Genomic DNA, 20,243 nt, shown 5'->3' with positions numbered 1-20,243 from the left:
ACCGGCCTCCTGCTCGCGCAGGATCCCGATGATCTGCTCTTCTGTGAACCGTGATCGCTTCATTCTGTCCGTCCTTTCGAGGGGCGGACTCTAGCTATTCCTGGAGGAGTTTCAGGGGGTCACGTCAGGACGGGCGCGGGCCGATGTCTCATCTGTTCCGGCATCTTCAAAAAGCAATCCAGCGTCTGAAGATGATCGACGTCTGCCCCTCCCGGATTTTGGGCGTTCTTTACCAGCGCCGGAAACTGGCACCGTCGCTTCATAGAGCTGGCGATTCAGCTCAATGAGCTTGGCAAGCACGAGATCGCGCGTTTGCTCATCCAGACCGTGATGGCTGGAGCTTGCATCTCCATCATCGGTATCATCTTGAAAGCCATGAGCGAGGTCCAGATCACTCCAGCCGTAGGCATCCGCCACGCCGGCGTCGATGCGTTCGAGAAGATTGCGCATCGCGACGATTTCAACGTCTTGGGAAGCAGATGAATGAACGGCGTTCATCGCGTCCGTCATGCCAGCCGAGTTTCGACGGCTCCATGAAACGAGAGTGTCCTGAAAATCTCTGGCTGCGGCGATGGCATCTTCAGGCACATCCCCTTTTGGGAATGGGAACGTCCCAAGCGCTTCACTGACGGAGAGTGTCAGCGTATTGTTGTCCCCTCCGAGGCTGCGAACAGAATAATTGCGCAGCCAAATTTGGAACATGGAACTCAAGCATATCGGGTGGACGTTTTCGTTGGCCTTTTCCACGAGCACGACTTTGTTCGTGTATATCCACTCCGTTGGCGCCAGAACGCAGATCGGATACTTTGCGGCCTTCGCAAACGCTATGAACTGGGGGCGGGCACGAAGCTGACGCATTTGCGCAGCGCGATGGTTCCAGAACTGCCACCACCGATCGACGAGACCCTTGTAACTTTTAAGGTCTTTCGTGGTTCGTGTGGGCAATACGATTTCGATGAGAAACCGATAGGCGATCGACCACTCGCTCTCGATCGTTTCCAGCGGCAGGTCGGCGATGTCGAGAGCCCAACGCTCAACGCGAGTGAGTGAAGTGCTCGTGATGTCGTTGCCGGTAATGTAGGGGCGCAGCAGAGAGCCGGTTTCAGAGCGAAGGCGATCGAACCAGGGATGTTCCTCGGCGAGGACGAACGCTAACCCCTTGCTATTATCGACCCCAGCAAAGGCGAACAGGGTGTCGGTGAGCGCCTTCGGTTCCCATCCTCCGCCGATCTCGGGTTGGAGTCGGGGACCGATTTTCTCACATGCAATGCCATCGCAGTTCCGAAGCCCGATCCATCCTCCCTTCCGAAAACACGCCATGGCGATCACGGTGGAGGCCGCCCCTGGCCACGGCATACCCTTGCGGGAGAAGTAGAAGTCTCCTTCGGCGGCTATACGTTCCAGCCCAACGGAAACAGCGCTGCCTTCGGCGATGTTGTTCGCCGCCAACAATCCATAGGTTCCACCATGTCTCAGAAGCGTGGCCGCCCGACGATGGAAGACGACCGAGAGGTCGATCTTTCCGGGCGCCACCTCCAAGATCATCTGCACGACACGCTGGTAGGCAGCTCCGTAGGTTCCCTTCCACAATCTATTGCCAAGGAACGGCGGATTCCCGACGAAAGCGTCGAAACCACCATCGGCGCGGAGGAAAACCTCGGGAAATTCCAGCGGCCAATGAAAAGGACGTCCACGCTGTTCGGCGACAAAGTCACTCATGAGGTCGGACTGGGCCTGCGCCGCAAGAGACCGGCAAGCGTCGGCCCCACCATCTGAAGCTCGGTCGGCCGCCGTGGAGAGGGCAGCGAGACGCTTTTCCAAGTCTCCGCCATTTCCGGTCGCGATTACGAGGCCGATGAAGGCGTCCGCGACTAGCTCCGACGTCGCAAGCGTTGCACTCGATTGAGCGTCGAGCGCTGCCATAGCCTCGACATCGCCGATGTCGCGGATGGGGATCGAACGAAGCTGGCTGCGAAGCGCGAGCGCCTTGTCGACGGCCGACCGGATCGTCCGGCCGAAAAGGCGAAGCTGCGCCTTGCCCTTTGGCTTCATTTCCAGCTCAATGAGTTGGCCGAGATCGTGGATGCCGAGCAGGCTATCGCCGCTGCGCAGGTTGTGATCCAGGAAGCCGAAAGGTCGCCCTTTGGCGAGCGTCGTCAGCCATAGCGACAGCTTGGCGAGTTCGACCGCGAGCGGGTTTTTGTCGACGCCGTATAGGCAGCGTTCGGCGATCAGGCGGCGCGCGAGGATGGCGCGCTCCTCGGTGTCGCGCGACAGCGGCTCGAAACCGGCCGTGTCATCCACAGGACGGATGCGGCCTTCGTCGTCGATCCGCCCGCCCGCCGCTTCCATGTTGGACCAGGCTTCGACAAGTCGGTCGGCGAGCCAGCGGCAAGCCTGCACGAGGAACGCGCCCGATCCCATCGCGGGATCGCAGACCTTGAGGTCGAGGAGTTCGTCGGCGCTCTTGAGCTTCCAATCCTCGCGCGCCGCGCCTTCGGCCGGACCGCGATAGACGATCGGCGTCAGCGTTTCTTCGACGATCTTCTCGGTCAGGCTCTTGGGTGTGTAGTGTGTCCCGCTCTCGCGCCGGTCGGCGCCGAGGACGACGACGAAAGCGCCGGCGTGATGGACCAGAGGGTATCCCCACGGGTCCGTCCGCAAGAGTTCGGCAAAGGGTAGGATGCGGTCGCGCAGGGCCACATCACCACGGCAGACGGTGAGTAACCGTGCCGCCACGCGCTCGTCCGGTTCCCGGCCGATGGCGTTGCGAATGGCGGGCTCGGAACGCTCGCTCCGCTCCTTCAGGAGATCGACGATCCTGGCGGCGCCGTCGAGGCGTGCGGACTCGATCTCACCGAGCGCGACGCGCGCATTCTTGGCCTTGGCCGATCCGTCGAGTTCGAGCGTCACGTCATCAATGCGCTGGACCGTGCGTTCGAGGAGTCCCTCATAGACGTGACCGATCTGTTCAACGTCGAGCGCGCGGTAGGACAGCGTGCGGCCCTCGAAGGTCTGGATCGCTTCCAGCAGGAGCAAGACCGTCCGGTCGTCGATCGGCAGGGGCTCGGCGGGATCGCTCCGCCAGTTCGTGCCCCTCTTGCGGCCTTCGAGGAAAGGATAGCGATCCGGGTCGAAGAGCGAGCCGCCCATCGCCGGCAGTCGCAGCAGCGGATGGTCGATACCGCCATAGACGCCACGGAACAGGGCGAGCAGCCGCGACCATGCCGAGCGGCGGCGTTCGAGTATCTCCTCGGTGTCGGCGCGCAACTGCATCCGCAGGCTGGAGAGCGCGTAGAAGGCGTCGTAGCGGGGATCGCCGAGAAGGAGCAGGCCGCGCTCTTCCGCCGCCAGCAGGAAGACGAGCCGCATCATGACCGTGAGGCCGGCCTCGTAGAGTTCCTTAGGATCGACGTCGTGCAGCAGGTCCCGGTTGCGGTCCTGGTCGGCGCGGTCGAGGGATTGGACCAGCACTTCCACCGCGCGACGGACCTGTTCGCCGAGCGCGTCGGTCACGTCATCCTGATGCTTCAGCGACCGCTCGAACAGCGCCGGCAGCCTTTCGGCTTCGGGGCCGAAGAAGCGACGAACCCCGAGCAGGCTGACGAAGGCGCGGAGCGTTTCGGGCTCTTGGCCCCAGAGGCGGGCGTACCAACTGGCGAAGCTCGCGACCGCGCCGGCTGGCGCATGAACGAGCATCCAGCGTTCGCCGTTGGTTACGAGACCGATCGGGCATCCGACGGCGCGAAGCAGCGACACCATGCGGTCGCCCGGAGTCGTCGCCAGCCCGTCATAATTCCGGGTGGAGTCGAGATCGGTGTCGGGATCGTAGAGCTGGACGAGCAACAGCGGGGCGTCGTCTTGGGTTGGATTGACGATCGCGAGGTCGGGCGCGATCGTGACGCCGTGCTCGGGCAGCGACACCTTCAGCCGCTCCGGCAAAGTCGCTGCCTGGCGCAAAACCTGATCGTCGACCTCCAGGGCGCTCTGGAGAACCTCGTCGATCCACGCCGAATGGATCGCCGTCAGGTCAGCATCGACCGCATCGACCGCATCGCGCCATTCGTCATAGGCGGCGCGCAGCCGCTGCGGGCGGCCGGAAATCAGGGCTTCCAATCCCTGGGGAAGCACGTCGCGCAGCACGGGCATCGCGAGGAACGGTCCCGACACCTCGATGAGGTTGAGCCAGTCGTGGTTGGTGCTCATCGAGGCTGCCCCTTCGTCAAGGACTCTGGCACGAGCAGGATGACCGCGACGGGAAAAGTGTGGTCCCGGACATTGGAATACCTGTTCTCGATGGCGCGCACCTCTTGCTCCCGTTCCAGCGGAATACGGGCGAGTCGCGCCTCGAGGGCGGCGTGATCGCGTCGGAGTTGGGTGCGCTCGTCCTCGGAGAAGAGCGAGAGCTGTTGCGGCTCGCGGTCGGCAACGAGTTCGGTCCGCAGGGCCTTGTCGAGATCGTCGAGCACCTGCCGGATATCGTCGCTCTCCCGTTCCTTACGGGTGTCGATCGAATTGGACAGGAAGCGCAGGCGGTCCTTGGAGCGTGCATCGACCGATCCCAACACTGAGTCACGCTGCTTATCGAAGCGCGTGCGCAGCGCCGCGAAGGTCGTATCAGGCAAGACGGCGGGGGAGGAATCCTGGAGCCATCGACGCACCTCTGTCACGCGGTCTTCGCGGCGGAAGCCGGTGTCACGCAGATAACCGCCGGCCTCGGTGAGTTCCTCGTGCAGGCGATGATGGCTGCCGCCGGTGATGACCAATCGAGAAACCACGATGACGGCGGGGCCTTCGAGCTGTCCATCGGGCAAGGACCGGGCGGAGACGCGGTGGATCTTCTTCACGTCGTCCCGCGCCCAGATTTCGGCGCGCAACAGGCGCAGGCTCATCTGGACGAGAGGGTGATTGAGATGCACCAGGACGACGTCATCGCGCCCCTTCGCCACATCATGGTCGAACGTGATGGGGCGGACCTTCGTCGTATAGGGATGCTCCAGACCTTCCAGGCACCGCGTCCATGAACCGGACAGCGCCGGCATGGTGAAGACGGTTCCTTCTGGAGCACCGAACAGAGACGTGGCCCCGAGGTCCGGTTTGTCCGAAAGGCGCAGAGCCGCTCTCACCGCCCTCTCGATGTGATCGGGGGTGAGGTTTTGCTCGCGCTTGGTCTCGGCGAGGCGTTCGTGCAGCTTTGCGACCCGATCCCGGAGATCGCGTTCGGCTCTGACGAAGCGACGCGACATTTCCATGCGTACTTCGGCCAGCCGTGTATCCAGGTCGCGCCGCCGTCCCTCGATCAGGTCCGGGAGCTGCGGGGCGATGACCGGATTGACGCTCCCCATGTCGGCCCGCATGGCGTCGAGCTTCCGAAGCGCCCGCAGGATGTCTTGCCCGTGATCGCCTTCGTCATCGACCGGATGCCAGATGACCACTTCGCTGGAGCGCTGGCCGTGGCGGTCGATGCGCCCGTTCCGCTGCTCCATCACGTTGGGATTGTATGGAATTTCCAGATGGATCATCAGGTGGCAGTGGTTCTGAAGGTCGATGCCTTCGGATGCCGCGTCGGTCGCCAACAGGATTCTGACCGGCGACTCCGAAGGGCTGGCTTGGAACGCCGCCTTCACAGCCTCGCGTTCGTCGTGATCCATGCCGCCATAAATCAGCGCGAGCCGGTCGCCGCCGAAGCCGTGCGACACGAGCGTCTCCTGCATCCACTGCTGCGTCGTCCGGTATTCGGTGAAGAGAATGACCCGCTCATTCGTCCATTCGCCACCCTCCTGAAGGTTCTCGGCCAGCCACTCCAATATCGCGCGCGCCTTGGAGTCTGCCCTGCGCGATGCTTGCTGCGCCCAGGAGCGCAGGCGTTCCAGCATCCGCCGCTCTTGCTCACTGGGCGGCCGGATGTGTTTGGCGGCTTCGCCTAGCGCATCGTCTTCCGCCGCCTCGCGCAATGCGTCGTCGGCATAGTCTTCTTCGGCCTTCGATATGGCACGGCGAAGGATGCGATCATCCAGCTTACGCCGGGTCTGGTCGGCCGACGAACGGCCTTCGATCGTGGCTATGTGCTTTTCCAGCGTCGCCGCGAACGCGGCGGGTGACGACGCAAGACGCTTGTGCAGTAATTGGTGGACGAAGCGATCGACCGCTCGTGCGCCACCCTCGCCATTCTCGCGTGACGATATGTAATCGCCGAGAAGGCGCCGGATCTGCCTCTCGTCATCGTCATACTTGATGGGGAGAGCTTCGAGACGCCGCACCGGGTAAAGCAGTTTGCCGTTCGCATCCACCAAGTCGCTCTTCAGCCGCCGCACCATGACGCGAGCGCGCTGGGGCTCACTCGGCAGGACGTTTCGCGCGAAGCGCTGGTCATCGAGCAGTTCGAGCAGAGCGGTGAACGACTCGGTGTAGCCGTCATGGGGTGTGGCGGTGAGAAACAGCTTGTGCTGGAAATGCGGCGCGAGCAGTCGCACCAGCCGGGTTCGGAGGCTCTCGACTGCGTAGTGTCCGACCGTGGGCGTGATGTTGTGCGCTTCGTCGATGACCAAGAGATCGAATTTTCGAGGATGGGTAACGGTAGGCGGCAGCGCATCTCGGAACAGGCGCAGTCCTTCGCCTTGTTTGACCCAATCCATCGACGTGATGAGCAGAGGAAACGAAGTCCAGGGATTGGCGTGCAGGCCACGTTCACGACGCAGGCGCTTGACGAACTCTGTATCGACGATGCGGAAGTCGAGACCGAATTTCTCCTGCATCTCCGTGCGCCACTTCTCCTGAAGGGACGCTGGGCACAGCACCAACACGGTGCGGGCGCGATGGCGCAGGAGCATTTCCTGGACCACGAGACCGGCTTCGATCGTCTTGCCGAGGCCAACATCATCCGCGATGAGCAGGCTGGTGCGGGCCATGTCGATGGCTCGCACCAATGGATCGAGCTGAAAATCCTCGATGCTGACACCGCTGCGGAAAGGAGCCTGGAGATAGGCCCTGTCGGCGTTGGTGGCGGCACCCCATCGGACGGCATCAAGAAAAGCTTCTAGGGATGCCGGATCATCCAAGCCCGTTATGCGCGGCAGGCCAGCTCGCTCAATGACGTGAGCGCCGGGCTCCAACTCCCATAGGACTTCGATTTCCTCGCCTAGGGCATCTTCGTCGATCGACGTCAATCGGATGAGATGGCGTTTGGGAAGGCTCGGCGCCGTCGATCCACTATCGACATCCGACACGATCCATTGCCGCCGACGTGCTTCGACCAACTGGCCGGGTTCCGGGATCGTGTGGTGCGCGATCTGTGCCGCTGCGCTACTCGCATCTCCGACGATCATTGCAACCCACTCCCGCCTCGAACGACGTTTTCGATGCGTTCGGCCGCTTCGCCGGCGCGCTCATGCGCCCATACGCGGATGACACGCCAGCCCGAAGCGTTGAGGCGTTGATCGGTATCCGTGTCTCGGGCGCGATTGGTTTCGATTTTGTCACGCCAAAATTGCGCGTTGCTCTTCGGCCAGGAGGCATGCGCCGGGCAACCATGCCAAAAACACCCATCGACGAAGACGGCGACTTTGGCGCGGGGAAACACGATGTCGGCGACGCGCCTCGGCTTGGTCAGAAGCGGGACTTGCAAACGGTAGCGCAACCCTCTCGCGTGCAACTCCTTGCGCAACGAGAGTTCGGCGTCGGTGCCCTTCTGCCGCACCCGAGCCATGCGGAGGCTCGCCTCATGCGACGAGGGGCTTACGCGCGACATCCGCGGTGCCTCCCTTCTTCGCCTGATCCGTCCGCGCATCAACACCGAGATGGGTCACGATGCTTTGCCCGATCGCTTTGCCGAGGGCCACTGGGACGGCATTGCCGATCATTCGACCCAATGCCTTGAAATGTGCTGGGCTACCCTTTTCGACGAAGGCGTATTTTTTGGGGAACCCTTGCAGGATGGCGCCTTCCCGCAGGGAGATGGCTCGATCCTGCTCCGGATGACCGAAGCGACCGTTGCCGAAGCCGTAGAATTGCGTGGTGATCGTCGGAGACGGATCGTCCCATGCCATGCGTCCATAAACGCCAGGGTAGGTGCGGCCAGTTTCTCGCCGGTGGCAATCAGCTACGAGCCGCTCGGGCCAATCACGCCAGGTGCCGCCCGGATGGGACGCGCGAATGCGCTCAAGGTTCAAATCGGAAAGCCTGGACGAGACGTGGAAAGCATCATTCTCATGAACACTCCCCGCCGCAATGGCGGGTAATTTCCCGATGGCGTCCTTGACCGACTTCGCCTTTTTATGGGTTGGCGAGATCAGCTCAATGGGGCCGATCAAACTCGCCAGAATGACCATGCGGCGTCGCGTCTGAGGCAGGCCATATTGCGTGCAGTCCACGACATTTTGCCAAACCTTGTAGCCAAGCCGCTGAAGAGTGGCGACGAAGTCGTCGAAGACGGCATGCTTTTGGACCAGGGGTACGTTTTCCATGGTCACGATGTCGGGACGGACAGATTTCACGAGACGGGCGAACTGATACAGCAGCGGCCAACGAGGGCTGGTGAGGGTGTCGTAGCGCTGGGAGTAGGTCGAGAACGGTTGGCAGGGCGCGCAGCCGGCGAGGACCCGGATTTTGGCGTTGCCGTATAGCTTGTTCAGCTCCGCCGGGCTTACGTTCTGGATGTCCTTGACGAGGAATTGCGCGCCGTTGTTGACTTCGTAGGGGAGACGACAGGCTGTATCGACGTCAATGCCGGCGACGACTGGAACACCGGCTTGAATCAAGCCGTGCGTCAAACCTCCGGCACCGCAGAACAGGTCGATACACGCCACCTCGCTCATTTCTTCTCCCCCGAAGCGCGGCGTTCCGGTTCTCGCGCATCCCTTACTGACGGTTCATTGCTCTCGTCGGAGGCCTTTCCCGCTCGCACCCATGAATCGACTTCTTCTGACTTAAACTTCCAAAGTCTTCCGACTTTGTGAGCAGGCATTTCTCTTTTTGCTATCCAACCATAGACGGTATCTTTGCTTACCCCTAGGTAAGCAGCGATTTCTTCGACGGACATCCAGCGATCAGACACAAGCCGCCCTTTCTCCGGTCGAAGCGGATGTGGAACTATTCCACCGATATAGAGGCGAGTAAAGCAGATTTAAGCCGATTTGGCATGATCTTGTCCGATTTGGATCGGTTATTGCGAGAAGCAAGGTGTTCCATCGATTCCCGGTCCCTGGAGGATGGTGTGGAGAAGCGTACCTTCCGATGACTGACCGACTGCACGGGGCGTGTTTTTCGAAGCTGGACGACGGATATGGGCACGCGCTGGACGATCTTGGCTCGCGAGGTTTGGAGGCAAACATCAAGCCTGCCTCGACCTCGGTGAGTTCCCACACGACGCAGCGGGCCGACAGGTAAAAGCGCTGAGGAAACTCGCCTCACTGTTCCATGTCGTAGATGGTCGTATCGGCCAGAGGCGCTATTTCCCGGAGCTGACGACGCCTGATGGTGCGCCTCAAGAGGGTTTCAACTCCGTAATTAATTGAAAAATATCCTTCATTCGTCCGTGAAGGCGGATAGAAGGCGATAGATCATGCGGAACGAAAGCCCGATTTGATGGGTGTAGAGCTACGCCGTGTTCTGGCGTGCAAATCAGATACGACACAGAACATGTGGCGCGAGCGCAGCCCCCAGTCGCCGGCAGCCTCCAGCACCTTCTCAAGCAATCAGCAAAGGACCCAAAACAATCGTTAGGTAACAACATGAATTTTCGACATCTGCGGTATTTCGTGGCGGCTTCCGAGCATGGGAGTTTCCGCAAGGCGGGCGTAGCGTTGGGCGTACAGGAGTCCACGATCAGCCGCCGGATTCGCGACCTGGAAGACGGGCTCGGCTCTGCGCTGTTTCACCGTCACAGCGGCGGTGTATGCCTGACCGTTGCCGGACAGCGGCTTTTGTCGAAAGCCCAAAAGGTTCTTCGATACATCAATGAAGGCGCGGAGATCGTGGACGCGGTGGGGCGCGGCACAGAAGGTCAATTGCGCGTGGGCATCTTCTCGTCCCTGGCTTCGGGGTTCCTGCAAGATCTTCTCCGGACCTTCGCCGCAGAGCACCCTGGCGTGTATGTCGAGGTTGTCGACGGCAATCCCGCGGAGCATGTCGCCGCGATCCGGCAGTTCCGGCTGGACATCGCCTTTCTGACAGGGACGTTGGAGTGGCCTCAATGCGAGACCACCTATCTCTGGTCTGAACGTGTTTTCGTGGTGCTGCCGGAAGCACATGCCCTTGCCCGGAAAGAGGAGGTGAAGTGGCATGATCTGGCGCACGAGACCTTCATCGTCAGCGATGTACCGCCGGGCCAGGAGGTCCATGACTATCTGGTCCAGCGGGTCGCCGATCTCGGCCATCACCCGAAGATTCAGGCGCAGTTTGTCGGGCGCGACAATCTGCTGACGCTCGTCGCGATCGGCAGCGGACTGACGGTCACGAGCGAAGCGACGACAGCCGCCCATGTGCCGGGCATCTGCTATCGGCCGATCATTGGTGAGGTCCTTCCCTTCAACGGCGTGTGGTCGCCAAAGCACGACAATCCGGCGCTCAGGCGCTTTGTCAGCATGGCGAAGATGATGGCGCGTCGTCAGGGCGTGGATTTATGAACTGGCATCGCCCGCGGGCTTCGCGCGCCGGGCCTTGGCGAACCCGCGATCGGTGGCGATGAAGCGCTCCAGCATCGGTACAATCAGCTGGATGGGATCGCGCACAGGCTGGCCGGTCTGCCTTCCCAGCAGCTCGGCATATGCCGCGAGATCCCGGTGAAGCGATGCGGGCAGTTCCAGCGTCGCCTTCACTGGCCTTTCCTCGGTGATCGGGCCGAGCTTCAATTTCGTCATGTCAGCCTCCGTAAGGTTCGAGGACGAGATCGCGGGTGACGATCACGCGGACAGGGAAGCCTGGCCGGATCGTCAGCGTCGGCGCGACGTTGAGCTGGCGCCGAACGATCTGCTGACCAGCGTCATTGATCGTGTCCTGGCCGCCATTGCGGATGGCGCGCAGAAGCCGGTCCTGGTCATCGATGGCAAGCTCGGACCCGACTGACAGAAGCGTCGAGAGCCCCGCCGCTTTGGCGAGATCCCACCAATGGTAATCGACGCCGTCCTCCAGACCGGCATAGCCCTGGGTATCGGCTCCGGGCTGGCGTTCTAGCACAATGGACCGGCCGTTCGGGAGGATGAGCCTGTTCCAGACGAGAAGCACGCGGCTCTGCCCGTATTGGACGCTATTGTCGTACTGGCCGATGATCCGGGTGCCCTGTGGGATGACGAGGATGCGGCCGGTCGGGCTATCGTAGATGTTCTCCGTCACCTGCGCGGTGATTTGTCCAGGCAGATCGGAGCGGATGCCGGTGATGAGGGCGGCCGAGATGACCGCGCCCGCCTGGAGAACATAGGGCGATGCTGGCGCCATGATGCGGTCGGCTGCAATGGTGCGGCGGTCGACGGGAGCATTGAGGAACGCGAGTTGTCGATCTTGAGGCGTCTCGGCACCTGGTTGTGTGCCAGCTCCCACGCCGGCAAATCCCGGGACATTCGGGCCAGCGGTCGCCGACGTTGCGGCCGGACCGGCCTGGAAAAACACGCGGCTGGTGCGGGCGGCCTCCGATTCGGCGAGGCGACGTTGTTCCTCGGGATCAGGCCCCGGTGCCGCCATGGCGGGCGGCACGACAGGATGCCCCTGATTTTGCGCGCTGACGATCGGGCGGCCGAGGTCTCCAGGCAGCGCCGGGCCGAGGACCGGGCCGGTGTAATCGCGGGGCAGGCCGGCCAGGCCGTCGGCCGTGGTGCGGTTGTCGGTCGAATAGAGTTCGTCGGCGCTCTTGCCGGGATCACGGGTCTGGAGCGCGTAGATGAGAGAGCCGCCGATACCGACGAGGGCAACCGCGGCGACGCCGGCGAGCACTTTGCGCGACAGCCGGGTGACACGCGGAGGTTCCGCCCGCAGGCGCATGGACGATGAGGTATCGACGACGGGAGTCGATTGATCCAGCGGTTCGGCATTGTCGTGGTCGGTGTCGCTCATGATGCAGGTTTCCCATCGGTTCGCACGATCCTGACGGTCTGCTGTTGCTTGCCGCTGCCGAGACGCAGTTCGGCGGCTCCGAAGATGCGGTCAACGATCAGGATGTTTTGGTAGATGCGGCTGTTGACGAGCTGCGGCTCGCCGTCGTTGCCGAGGACGAAGATCGGCGGCATCTCGCCTTGAGCGATGCCGCGTGGAAATTCGACATACACACGCCTGCCGTCGTCATAGACGGCGACCGGCCGCCAGGGCGGCGTGTCGCCGGTCAGGCCGTAGCGGTAGTGACGCGCGGCGGCAGCGGGAATGATAGGCGTCGCAGGGACGGTTCCGCGCTGCGATGCCGGTAGCGCGGGATAAGCCCACGCAACGGCCGGCATATAGGGTTTCGCCTCCGCCCTCAGCTCGAGCATGTAGATGCGGCGGTCGGTCGTGATGACCAGGTTCGTGGTGATGTCAGGGCGCGTCGGTTTGACGAGGATGTGGACGCGGCGCGATAGGCCGGAACCGCTTTCGGTGTCACCGATGATCCAGCGGGCGGTGTCACCGGCGGCGATTGGACCTGCGCCGGTCAGGCTTTCGCCCGGCTCGAGCGCGATGTTGGTGATCTGGCCGGGCGCGGCATAGACTTGGTAAAGCGCGCCTTCGCTCCAGGGATAAATCTGGATGGCGTTATAATAGCCCTCGCGTCGCGGCTCGACACGCGCCGCAGCATTGGCGTTTTCCACGCGGCCGCTCGGCGTATTCGCGACGGTTCCACCATGCGCGACCGTCCAGGCGGGAGGCGTGTGCAGCGGACGCGGCGGCTGTTCCGTGACCGGCGCCGGCACGGCTGGGAGCGGCGGCACGTCACTGTCGTAGCTGATGGTGGGGGGTTTGAAGGTCGCGCAGCCCGCCAGCATCGTTGCCGAGAGCAGCATCATCGCCAAAGCGGATGTACGGAAAGCCGGAGAGCCGGACATGCGCAGAGACGTGCTCATTGGGACATCTCCCGCGACCAGTTGATGGCGTTGATGTAGATGCCGAGCGGATTGGCGCGCAGCCGGTCGGCGTCGCGCGGCGTCTGGATGACGATGGTGAGGATCGCGGTCCATCGCTCCGTGCCCGCGAGCTGGCCATTCTCGTACCGTTTCTCGGTCCAGGCCACGCGGAAGGAATCCGCCGATGCGCGGATCACGCTCGAAACCTCGACGGCGATCTGCTGTTTACCGACCTTGGTGAAGGGATCGTTGGTGCGGGCATAGTCGTTGAGCGCGCCGGCGCCGCGATCCGTGGTCCAGTCATAGGCGCGCAGCCAGTTCTGGCGCACGATGATCGGATCGGCCGGGATGCTTCTGACCTGCTCGATGAAGCGGGCAAGATGCCAGGCCACCTGGGGATCGGTCGGGCGGTAGTCGGCCGACGCCGGTGCAACGGACTGCGCCTGGCCGAGCCGATCGACCTGCACGACCCAGGGAACGACGGTGCCGCGCGCCGACTGCCAGACCAGCGCGGCGGCGAAGCTGGCCGACAGGAACAGCGAGCCGAAGGCCATGATGCGCCAGTTCCTGGCCTGGACGCGAGCCGAACCGATGCGATCGTCCCAGACCTGCGCGGCGCGCTGATACGGCGTTTCGGGTTCGGGCGATTTCCCATAGTGGGCGGCGGGTCGTTTGAAGAGGCTCATGAGCGGTTACTTTCGGAGAGGTTGACGGAAGAGCCGCCGCCGTGGCTGTCGCCGGATTTGACGGCGTGCGCTGCGAGGGTGGCTCCGTGGCTGAGGGACTGATGGCGCTTCATGCGCTTGGCCCAGTCGGGCGGACCGTCGCGGGGCGCTGCGGCGCCGGCTTCGCCTGTGGAGCCTGAGCCGGGTATCGTGCCCATGGTCGAGGAGCCGCCCGTTGCGCCGAAGCCTGCCTTCGCACCTTCGGAGAAGCTGGACTTGACGCCTTCGGCGGCGCGCGACGTCGCGCGTTTCAGGGGTGACACAGTGGCCGCGCCGGCCGCGCGGGCGACACCGCCGAGACCAGAGGCGACACCGGCTGCGCCGGACTGGCCGAGCGAGCCGACACTGTAGGCCGCGGCGGCTCCGCCTGCCGCTGCCGCACCGCCCCGCACGGCGGCAGCGCCGCCAGACATCGCAGCCGCTCCTCCCTTCAGGGCAAGGCCTGCCGCGCCACCAGCTGCGAGCCCGGCACCGCCGACGGCAAGCCCGGTGCCAACCGCCGCACCGGCGCCGAGTTGTGGTCCGCCGCTGACCAGGCCGGCAGCAATGCCGGGGCCGAAGATGCCGAGCCCGAGCAGCGATAGCGCGGCAAGAACAATCGCCATGGCGTCGTCGATTGTGGGCGTTGCGCCGCCGAAGCCGGCCGTAAACTGGCTGAACAGCGTTGAGCCGATGCCGATGATGACGGCGAGCACCAGCACCTTGATGCCGGATGAGACGACATTGCCCAGCACGCGCTCGGCCATGAAGGCGGTCTTGCCGAACAGGCCGAACGGGATGAGGACGAAGCCCGCCAGCGTCGTCAACTTGAATTCGATCAGGGTAACGAAGAGCTGGATCGCGAGGATGAAGAAGGCGAGCAGCACCAGCGCCCAGGCGAACAGCAGGCAGGCGATCTGGATGAAGTTCTCGAAGAACGCGATCCAGCCCATCAGGTCGGAGATGGATTCGAGCAAGGGGCGCGCGGCGTCGAGCCCGGTCTGCGCGACCTTGCCGGGTCGCATCAGATCCTGCGCGGTGAAGCTGGTGCCGGAAGCCTTGAGGCCGAGGCCCGCGAACGAGTCGAAGACGATCTTGGCGAGGTTGTTCCAGTTGCCGATGAGATAGGCGAAGACGCCGACGAAGAGCGTCTTTTTCACCAGCCGGGCGATGATGTCGTCTTCCGCGCCCCAGCTCCAGAACAGGGCGGCAAGCGTCACATCGATGACGATCAGCGTTGTGGCGATGAACGCGACCTCGCCGCCGAGCACTCCGAACCCGCTGTTGATGTAGGAGGTGAAGACCCCGAGGAAATTGTCGATGACACCTGCGCCGCCCATGGTTCACCGTCCTTCTGTTGTCGGGACGGCAGGCGCCGGGGGGCGGCCGAGGAAGCGATCGCGGCTCTCGGCCCAGATACGCATGCAGTCGGTATCGCTCGCCGCTGCCTGGCCAAGCTGCTGGCACCGGCGCTGCCCTTCGCGGAGCGCATCGCGCTTGGGTTCGACAGCGTGGACGCGCTCCGTTTCAGGGGCCGCGTCCTTCCGGGCCATCTCGATCGCCGTCGCCGTGATGGCGAACGATACGAAAACGATGGCGCCCAGCCGGGCCAGCATCTTGCCGTCCATGGCCGCGACCTCAGTTGCCGTTGCCGAACATCTGCGCGTTGCCGGGCTGATAGCCCGCGCCCGGCGTGAGGAAGCGGCGGCGCTGCTCCCGGCCTTGATCAGCCGCCGCCGCGCGCTCCGCGTCAGTCAGCGCCGTGGCCCGGCCGTTGGCGGAGATCAGCGCAATCAGGTCGGAGAGCTGCTGCGATTGCAGCGCGAGAAGCTGATTGCCGGCCTGTGTCGCCTGCAACGCACCCTGCGAGCCTTGACTCTGGCTGACGAGGTTCGACATCTGCGTGCGATTGCTGTCGATATTGCCGACGACACCGGCCTGAATGCGCATGGCGTCCTGCAAGCCGCCGACGGTGTTCTGCCAGCGCGAGCGAGCGTCGGTGATGAGCTTGGCGTCCGACGACGACAGTGAGACGCTGCCATATTGCTGCTGGAACATCCGATCGACGTTCTGGACGTCGAAGGCGATGTTCTGCGCCTGGCCGAGGAGCTGCTGGGTGCGCTGGACGTTCTGTTGAATCTGCTGGAGCGCCGAGTACGGCAGGTTCGCCAGATTCTTGGCCTGGTTGATGAGGCTCTGCGCCTCGTTCTGAAGCGAGCGGATCTGGTTGTTGATCTGCTCGAGGGACCGCGCCGCCGTCAGGACGTTCTGGGCGTAGTTGGTAGGGTCATAGACGATACCGCCGAAGCCGAATTGCGCGTGCGCTGGCGCGGTCAGCACCGGCGATGCGGCGAGCGGTATCGCCAGGATGAAGGCCGCGAGCGACATCGCGCGCGGGCGTGAACGAAGCGTATTCATGGTCATTACTCCTTCTCGGACTGCTGAGGGGTGAGGTTCGTGAGGTCAGGGATGAGGTCTGCGGCCCACTCGGCGCCGCGCAGGCGCAGCCAGGCGGCGAGAAAGCCCTCGCGGCCATGCTCGGCGACTGTGCGCGCGATCTCGGACTGGTCGGTCTTGGAGGAGGTGGCGGCGAGCGCGAGGCCGACTTCGGAAAGACCCAGCTCGAACAGGCGATTGCCGCGCCGCGACTGGCAGTAATAGTCGCGCTTGGGCGTGGCCCGCGCGAGGATTTCGATCTGGCGGTCGTTGAGACCGAAGCGCCGATAGATCTCCGTGATCTGCGGCTCGATCGCGCGTTCGTTCGGCAGGAGCAGCCTTGTCGGGCAGCTCTCGATGATGGCCGGGGCGATGTTGCTGTTGTCGATGTCGGACAGCGACTGCGTGGCGAAGATGACGCTGGCGTTTTTCTTGCGCAGCGTCTTCAGCCATTCGCGCAATTGCCCGGAAAAGGCATCGTCATCGAGTGCGAGCCAGCCCTCGTCGATGATGAGCAGCGTCGGCGAGCCGTCGAGACGGTCGCCGATGCGATGGAAGAGATAGGCGAGGACGGCGGGTGCCGCGCCAGTCCCGACCAGTCCCTCGATCTCGAACGCCTGCACCGATGCCGAGCCGAGATGTTCGGCCTCGGCGTCGAGTAGCCGCCCATAGGGGCCGCCCACGCAATACGGTCGCAGCGCCTGCTTCAGGTCGTTCGATTGGAGCAACACCGTGAGGCCGGTGATCGTGCGTTCCTCGACCGGCGCCGATGCCAGCGAGGTCAGCGCCGACCAAAGGTGCTCCTTCACCTCGGGAGTGATCGCGATGCCTTCGCGGATCAGGATGGCGACGATCCAGTCGGCCGCCCAGGCGCGTTCGGGCGTGTCGTGAATGCGCGCGAGCGGTTGGAGCGCGACCGAGGAGTCCACGCCCTCGGTGAGATCGCCGCCGAGATCGTGCCAATCACCGCCCATGGCGAGCGCGGCGGCGCGGATCGAACCGCCGAAGTCGAAGGCGAAGATCTGGGCACCGGCGTAGCGCCGGAACTGCAAGGCCATGACGGCGAGGAGCACCGATTTGCCGGCGCCGGTCGGGCCGACGACGAGCGTGTGACCGACATCGCCGACATGGAGAGAAAACCGAAACGGGGTCGAGCCCTCGGTCTTGCCGAACAGCAAGGGGGGCGCTCCGAAATGCTCGTCCCGTTCCGGCCCCGCCCACACCGCCGAGAGCGGGATCATGTGGGCGAGATTCAGCGTGGAGATCGGGGGCTGGCGCACGTTGGCGTAAACATGTCCCGGCAATGAGCCCAGCCAGGCATCGACGGCATTGATCGTTTCAGTCATGGCCGTGAAGTCGCGGCCCTGGATGACTTTCTCGGCGAGGCGAAGCTTCTCGTCGGCAATTCGGGGATCGTTGTCCCATACCGCGATCGTCGCGGTGACATAGGATTGGCCGGCGTAGTCAGCGCCGAGTTCCTGAAGGGCGAGATCGGCGTCCGCCGCCTTGTTCGAGGCGTCGGTATCGACCAGCGCGGACGCCTCGTTGGTCAGCACCTCTTTCAGGATCGCGGCGATGCTTTTGCGCTTCGCGAACCATTGGCGGCGGATTTTGGTCAGCAGCTTGGTCGCGTCGGTCTTGTCGAGCAGGATGGCGCGCGTCGACCAGCGATAGGGGAAGGCGAGCCGATTGAGATCGTCGAGGATGCCGGGTGTGGTCGCGGTTGGGAAACCGACAATGGTGAGAACGCGCAGATGCGCCGTTCCGAGACGCGGCTCCAGGCCGCCGGTGAGCGGTTGGTCGGCGAGCAGCGCGTCGAGATAGACCGGCGTTTCGGGCACACGGACGCGGTGCCGTTTGGTCGAGACGGTCGAATGGAGATAGGTCAGCGTCTCGTTGCTATCGAGCCACTGGCATTCCGGCATAAAGCCGTCGAGCTGCGCCAGCACGCGATCGGTGCGGTCGACAAAGGTGTTCAGGATTTCCTTCGGATCGATGCCAGCGCGTTCGCGGCCCTCATAGAGCCAGGCTTCGGTGCGCGCGGCGTCCTCGGCCGGCGGCAGATAGGTGATGGTGAGATAGTAGCCGGAGACGTAATGCGCGCCGGCTTCCTCGAAATCGGCTTTGCGCTCGGCATCGAGGAGCGCTGCGGCTGCGTCGGGAAACAGGTCTGCCGGATAGATCGACGCCTCGTGCCGCTGCGCCTCGACGAAGATGGCCCAACCCGATCCGAGACGGCGGAAAGCGTTGTTGAGCCGCCCGGCGACGGCGACCAGTTCGGCAGCGACCGCGGAGTCCAGATCAGGGCCGCGGAAACGGGCCGTGCGCTGAAAGCTGCCATCCTTGTTAAGCACGACGCCCTCGGCGACGAGCGCGACCCAGGGCAGATAGTCAGCGAGGCGGGTTGCGGTGCGGCGATATTCGGCAAGATTCATCATGGCGATGCGCCTCCTCAGACGGACAGATGAGCGGGGATGCGCAGGTGGCGGCGGCCGACCTCGACGAAGAGCGGATCGCGCTTTGCAGCCCACACGGCCGCGATATGGCCAACGACCCAGATCAGCAGACCCACGAGCCAGAGGCGCAGGCCGAGGCCCACGGCTCCGGCCAGCGTGCCGTTCAGGATGGCGAGCGCGCGCGGTGCGCCGCCGAGCAGAATGTGCTCGGTCAGCGCCCGGTGAACCGGGACGGTGAAACCCGGCACCGCGTCGAGTTGTTCGAACGCCGCCGCCATCAGACGAGCGCCCCGCCGCCGAATGAGAAGAACGACAGGAAGAAGCTCGACGCCGCAAACGCGATGCTGAGGCCGAAGACGATCTGGATCAGCTTCCGGAAGCCGCCGGACGTGTCACCGAACGCCAGCGCCAGGCCAGTGGCGATAATGATGATGACGGCGACGATCTTGGCGACCGGCCCTTCGATGGATTCGAGAATTTTCTGGAGCGGTGCTTCCCACGGCATGGACGAGCCGGAGGCATGGGCGGCGGGAACGAGGACGAGGTTGATGTAGGTGAAGGCGGCGGCCGTCGCGGCATAGCGGCGAACGCGCATCGTGGTGCGGATCATGTTGGGGCTCCTGTGCGGTCAAGGGTTGCGGGGGTGATGGCGTAGTCGCCGTCCGGGCCGAGCCCTTCGACACGGGCGAGTTCGGCGAGCCGGCGCGCGGAGCCGCGGCCGGAGAGGACGGCAACAAGATCGATGGTCTCTGCGATCAGGGCGCGCGGGACCGTGACGACGGCCTCCTGGATGAGTTGCTCAAGGCGGCGCAGCGCGCCGATGCCGCTCCCGGCGTGGATCGTGCCGATGCCGCCGGGGTGGCCGGTTCCCCATGCTTTCAGGAGATCGAGAGCCTCGGAACCGCGCACCTCGCCGATCGGAATGCGATCGGGGCGCAGGCGTAGCGAAGAGCGGACCAGCTCCGAGAGCGTCGCCACCCCATCCTTGGTCCGCATGGCGACAAGATTGGGCGCGGCGCACTGAAGCTCGCGGGTGTCCTCGATGATGACGACGCGATCCGCCGTCTTGGCGACCTCGGCCAGAAGCGCATTGGTCAGCGTGGTTTTGCCGGTGGAGGTGCCGCCCGCGACAAGGATATTGGCGCGCGCCATCACCGCAGCGCGTAGCGTCGCGGCCTGGTCGGCGACCATGATGCCGGCGGCCACGTAATCGTCGAGCGTGAAGATTGCGACGGCGGGCTTGCGGATGGCGAAGGCCGGTGCGGCGACAACTGGCGGCAGCAAGCCCTCGAACCGCTCTCCCGTCTCAGGAAGCTCGGCGGAGACTCGCGGGCTGCGTGGATGCACCTCAACACCGACATGGTGAGCGACCAGCCGCACAATGCGTTCGCCATCGGCGGGCGACAGCGTCTCACCCGTATCGGCCAGCCCTTCGGAGAGGCGATCTACCCAGAGACGGCCGTCCGGGTTCAGCATGATTTCGACGACGGCCGGGTCTTCGAGAAGATGGGTGATGGTCGAGCCGAGCGCGGTGCGAAGCATGCGCGCACCGCGCGCGAACGCCTCCGGCTTCTGGCTGATATTGGTCATTTTTGCCCCGCTTCCTGACGGGGCAAAACAGATGATCC

General features: G+C 63.9%; 17 protein-coding genes. 1 reads left to right on the top strand and 16 read right to left on the bottom strand.

The window, feature by feature from the left end; translation table 11 throughout:
- Positions 1-111: 111 nt before the first annotated feature.
- Genes GR702_RS19875 through GR702_RS19855 form a run of 5 tightly spaced genes read right to left on the bottom strand, consistent with a single transcriptional unit; the run spans position 112 to position 9,037 of the window.
- Positions 112-4,149, bottom strand: a complete 4,038-nt coding sequence (locus GR702_RS19875; protein WP_160987321.1) for an Eco57I restriction-modification methylase domain-containing protein — start codon at positions 4,147-4,149, stop codon at positions 112-114.
- Positions 4,150-4,202: 53 nt separating this feature from the next.
- Positions 4,203-7,325 (bottom strand): DISARM system SNF2-like helicase DrmD, encoded by a 3,123-nt coding sequence (drmD, locus tag GR702_RS19870; RefSeq protein ID WP_160987320.1) that lies wholly within the window; start codon positions 7,323-7,325, stop codon positions 4,203-4,205.
- Complete coding sequence (locus GR702_RS19865; protein ID WP_202408390.1) at positions 7,322-7,747, bottom strand: very short patch repair endonuclease; 426 nt, start codon at positions 7,745-7,747, stop codon at positions 7,322-7,324. Before GR702_RS19865 ends, drmD begins: the two co-directional genes overlap by 4 nt.
- Entirely contained in the window at positions 7,719-8,813 is a 1,095-nt protein-coding gene (locus GR702_RS19860) for a DNA cytosine methyltransferase (RefSeq protein ID WP_160987318.1), read from the bottom strand. Before GR702_RS19860 ends, GR702_RS19865 begins: the two co-directional genes overlap by 29 nt.
- The gene (locus GR702_RS19855; protein WP_160987317.1) at positions 8,810-9,037 is read right to left on the bottom strand and encodes a helix-turn-helix domain-containing protein; all 228 of its coding nucleotides are present in this window, start codon (positions 9,035-9,037) and stop codon (positions 8,810-8,812) included. The genes GR702_RS19860 and GR702_RS19855 overlap by 4 nt, the downstream gene beginning before the upstream one ends.
- A 691-nt stretch (positions 9,038-9,728) precedes the next feature.
- On the opposite strand from GR702_RS19855, the gene GR702_RS19850 reads away from it, so the two are divergent.
- Entirely contained in the window at positions 9,729-10,622 is an 894-nt protein-coding gene (locus GR702_RS19850; RefSeq protein WP_160987316.1) for a LysR family transcriptional regulator, read from the top strand.
- Here the strand turns inward: GR702_RS19850 and GR702_RS19845 are convergent.
- From GR702_RS19845 to trbB, 11 genes are all read right to left on the bottom strand, one after another.
- On the bottom strand, positions 10,617-10,856 hold the full coding sequence (locus GR702_RS19845; protein ID WP_160987315.1) for a DUF2274 domain-containing protein: 240 nt from the start codon (positions 10,854-10,856) through the stop codon (positions 10,617-10,619). The two genes, GR702_RS19850 and GR702_RS19845, sit on opposite strands and share 6 nt — an antisense overlap.
- A gap of 1 nt (position 10,857) precedes the next feature.
- On the bottom strand, positions 10,858-11,970 hold the full coding sequence (locus tag GR702_RS19840) for a TraB/TrbI/VirB10 family type IV secretion system protein (protein ID WP_202408394.1): 1,113 nt from the start codon (positions 11,968-11,970) through the stop codon (positions 10,858-10,860).
- Positions 11,971-12,038: 68 nt separating this feature from the next.
- Complete coding sequence (gene trbG, locus GR702_RS19835; protein ID WP_160987313.1) at positions 12,039-13,019, bottom strand: P-type conjugative transfer protein TrbG; 981 nt, start codon at positions 13,017-13,019, stop codon at positions 12,039-12,041.
- Positions 13,016-13,705, bottom strand: a complete 690-nt coding sequence (gene trbF / locus GR702_RS19830; protein WP_160987312.1) for a conjugal transfer protein TrbF — start codon at positions 13,703-13,705, stop codon at positions 13,016-13,018. Before trbF ends, trbG begins: the two co-directional genes overlap by 4 nt.
- Positions 13,702-15,063, bottom strand: coding sequence for a P-type conjugative transfer protein TrbL (trbL, locus tag GR702_RS19825; RefSeq protein WP_160987311.1), 1,362 nt, complete (start codon positions 15,061-15,063; stop codon positions 13,702-13,704). The genes trbF and trbL overlap by 4 nt, the downstream gene beginning before the upstream one ends.
- Before the next feature lie 3 nt (positions 15,064-15,066).
- Entirely contained in the window at positions 15,067-15,351 is a 285-nt protein-coding gene (gene trbK-alt, locus GR702_RS19820) for a putative entry exclusion protein TrbK-alt (RefSeq protein WP_160987310.1), read from the bottom strand.
- 10 nt (positions 15,352-15,361) lie between these two features.
- On the bottom strand, positions 15,362-16,147 hold the full coding sequence (gene trbJ, locus GR702_RS19815; protein ID WP_202408389.1) for a P-type conjugative transfer protein TrbJ: 786 nt from the start codon (positions 16,145-16,147) through the stop codon (positions 15,362-15,364).
- Positions 16,147-18,597 (bottom strand): conjugal transfer protein TrbE, encoded by a 2,451-nt coding sequence (gene trbE / locus GR702_RS19810; protein WP_160987309.1) that lies wholly within the window; start codon positions 18,595-18,597, stop codon positions 16,147-16,149. Before trbE ends, trbJ begins: the two co-directional genes overlap by 1 nt.
- A 14-nt stretch (positions 18,598-18,611) precedes the next feature.
- Positions 18,612-18,893 (bottom strand): VirB3 family type IV secretion system protein, encoded by a 282-nt coding sequence (locus GR702_RS19805; RefSeq protein ID WP_160987308.1) that lies wholly within the window; start codon positions 18,891-18,893, stop codon positions 18,612-18,614.
- The gene (locus GR702_RS19800) at positions 18,893-19,225 is read right to left on the bottom strand and encodes a TrbC/VirB2 family type IV secretion system protein (RefSeq protein WP_047167732.1); all 333 of its coding nucleotides are present in this window, start codon (positions 19,223-19,225) and stop codon (positions 18,893-18,895) included. The genes GR702_RS19805 and GR702_RS19800 overlap by 1 nt, the downstream gene beginning before the upstream one ends.
- Positions 19,222-20,205, bottom strand: a complete 984-nt coding sequence (trbB, locus tag GR702_RS19795) for a P-type conjugative transfer ATPase TrbB (protein WP_160987307.1) — start codon at positions 20,203-20,205, stop codon at positions 19,222-19,224. Before trbB ends, GR702_RS19800 begins: the two co-directional genes overlap by 4 nt.
- Between the last annotated feature and the right edge of the window lie 38 nt (positions 20,206-20,243).

Source organism: Novosphingobium silvae, from assembly GCF_009856825.1.
Lineage (GTDB): Bacteria > Pseudomonadota > Alphaproteobacteria > Sphingomonadales > Sphingomonadaceae > Novosphingobium > Novosphingobium silvae.
This window is presented reverse-complemented; position numbering and strand designations above follow the sequence as displayed.

Excerpts from the sequence above, each read along its gene's own strand:
- GR702_RS19875 (WP_160987321.1), bottom strand. The coding sequence starts at position 4,149 with ATGCCCGTGCTGCGCGACGTGCTTCCCCAGGGATTGGAAGCCCTGATT.
- drmD (WP_160987320.1), bottom strand. The coding sequence starts at position 7,325 with ATGATCGTCGGAGATGCGAGTAGCGCAGCGGCACAGATCGCGCACCAC.
- GR702_RS19865 (WP_202408390.1), bottom strand. The coding sequence starts at position 7,747 with ATGTCGCGCGTAAGCCCCTCGTCGCATGAGGCGAGCCTCCGCATGGCT.
- GR702_RS19860 (WP_160987318.1), bottom strand. The coding sequence starts at position 8,813 with ATGAGCGAGGTGGCGTGTATCGACCTGTTCTGCGGTGCCGGAGGTTTG.
- GR702_RS19855 (WP_160987317.1), bottom strand. The coding sequence starts at position 9,037 with ATGTCCGTCGAAGAAATCGCTGCTTACCTAGGGGTAAGCAAAGATACC.
- GR702_RS19850 (WP_160987316.1), top strand. The coding sequence starts at position 9,729 with ATGAATTTTCGACATCTGCGGTATTTCGTGGCGGCTTCCGAGCATGGG.
- GR702_RS19845 (WP_160987315.1), bottom strand. The coding sequence starts at position 10,856 with ATGACGAAATTGAAGCTCGGCCCGATCACCGAGGAAAGGCCAGTGAAG.
- GR702_RS19840 (WP_202408394.1), bottom strand. The coding sequence starts at position 11,970 with ATGCGCCTGCGGGCGGAACCTCCGCGTGTCACCCGGCTGTCGCGCAAA.
- trbG (WP_160987313.1), bottom strand. The coding sequence starts at position 13,019 with ATGAGCACGTCTCTGCGCATGTCCGGCTCTCCGGCTTTCCGTACATCC.
- trbF (WP_160987312.1), bottom strand. The coding sequence starts at position 13,705 with ATGAGCCTCTTCAAACGACCCGCCGCCCACTATGGGAAATCGCCCGAA.
- trbL (WP_160987311.1), bottom strand. The coding sequence starts at position 15,063 with ATGGGCGGCGCAGGTGTCATCGACAATTTCCTCGGGGTCTTCACCTCC.
- trbK-alt (WP_160987310.1), bottom strand. The coding sequence starts at position 15,351 with ATGGACGGCAAGATGCTGGCCCGGCTGGGCGCCATCGTTTTCGTATCG.
- trbJ (WP_202408389.1), bottom strand. The coding sequence starts at position 16,147 with ATGACCATGAATACGCTTCGTTCACGCCCGCGCGCGATGTCGCTCGCG.
- trbE (WP_160987309.1), bottom strand. The coding sequence starts at position 18,597 with ATGATGAATCTTGCCGAATATCGCCGCACCGCAACCCGCCTCGCTGAC.
- GR702_RS19805 (WP_160987308.1), bottom strand. The coding sequence starts at position 18,893 with ATGGCGGCGGCGTTCGAACAACTCGACGCGGTGCCGGGTTTCACCGTC.
- GR702_RS19800 (WP_047167732.1), bottom strand. The coding sequence starts at position 19,225 with ATGATCCGCACCACGATGCGCGTTCGCCGCTATGCCGCGACGGCCGCC.
- trbB (WP_160987307.1), bottom strand. The coding sequence starts at position 20,205 with ATGACCAATATCAGCCAGAAGCCGGAGGCGTTCGCGCGCGGTGCGCGC.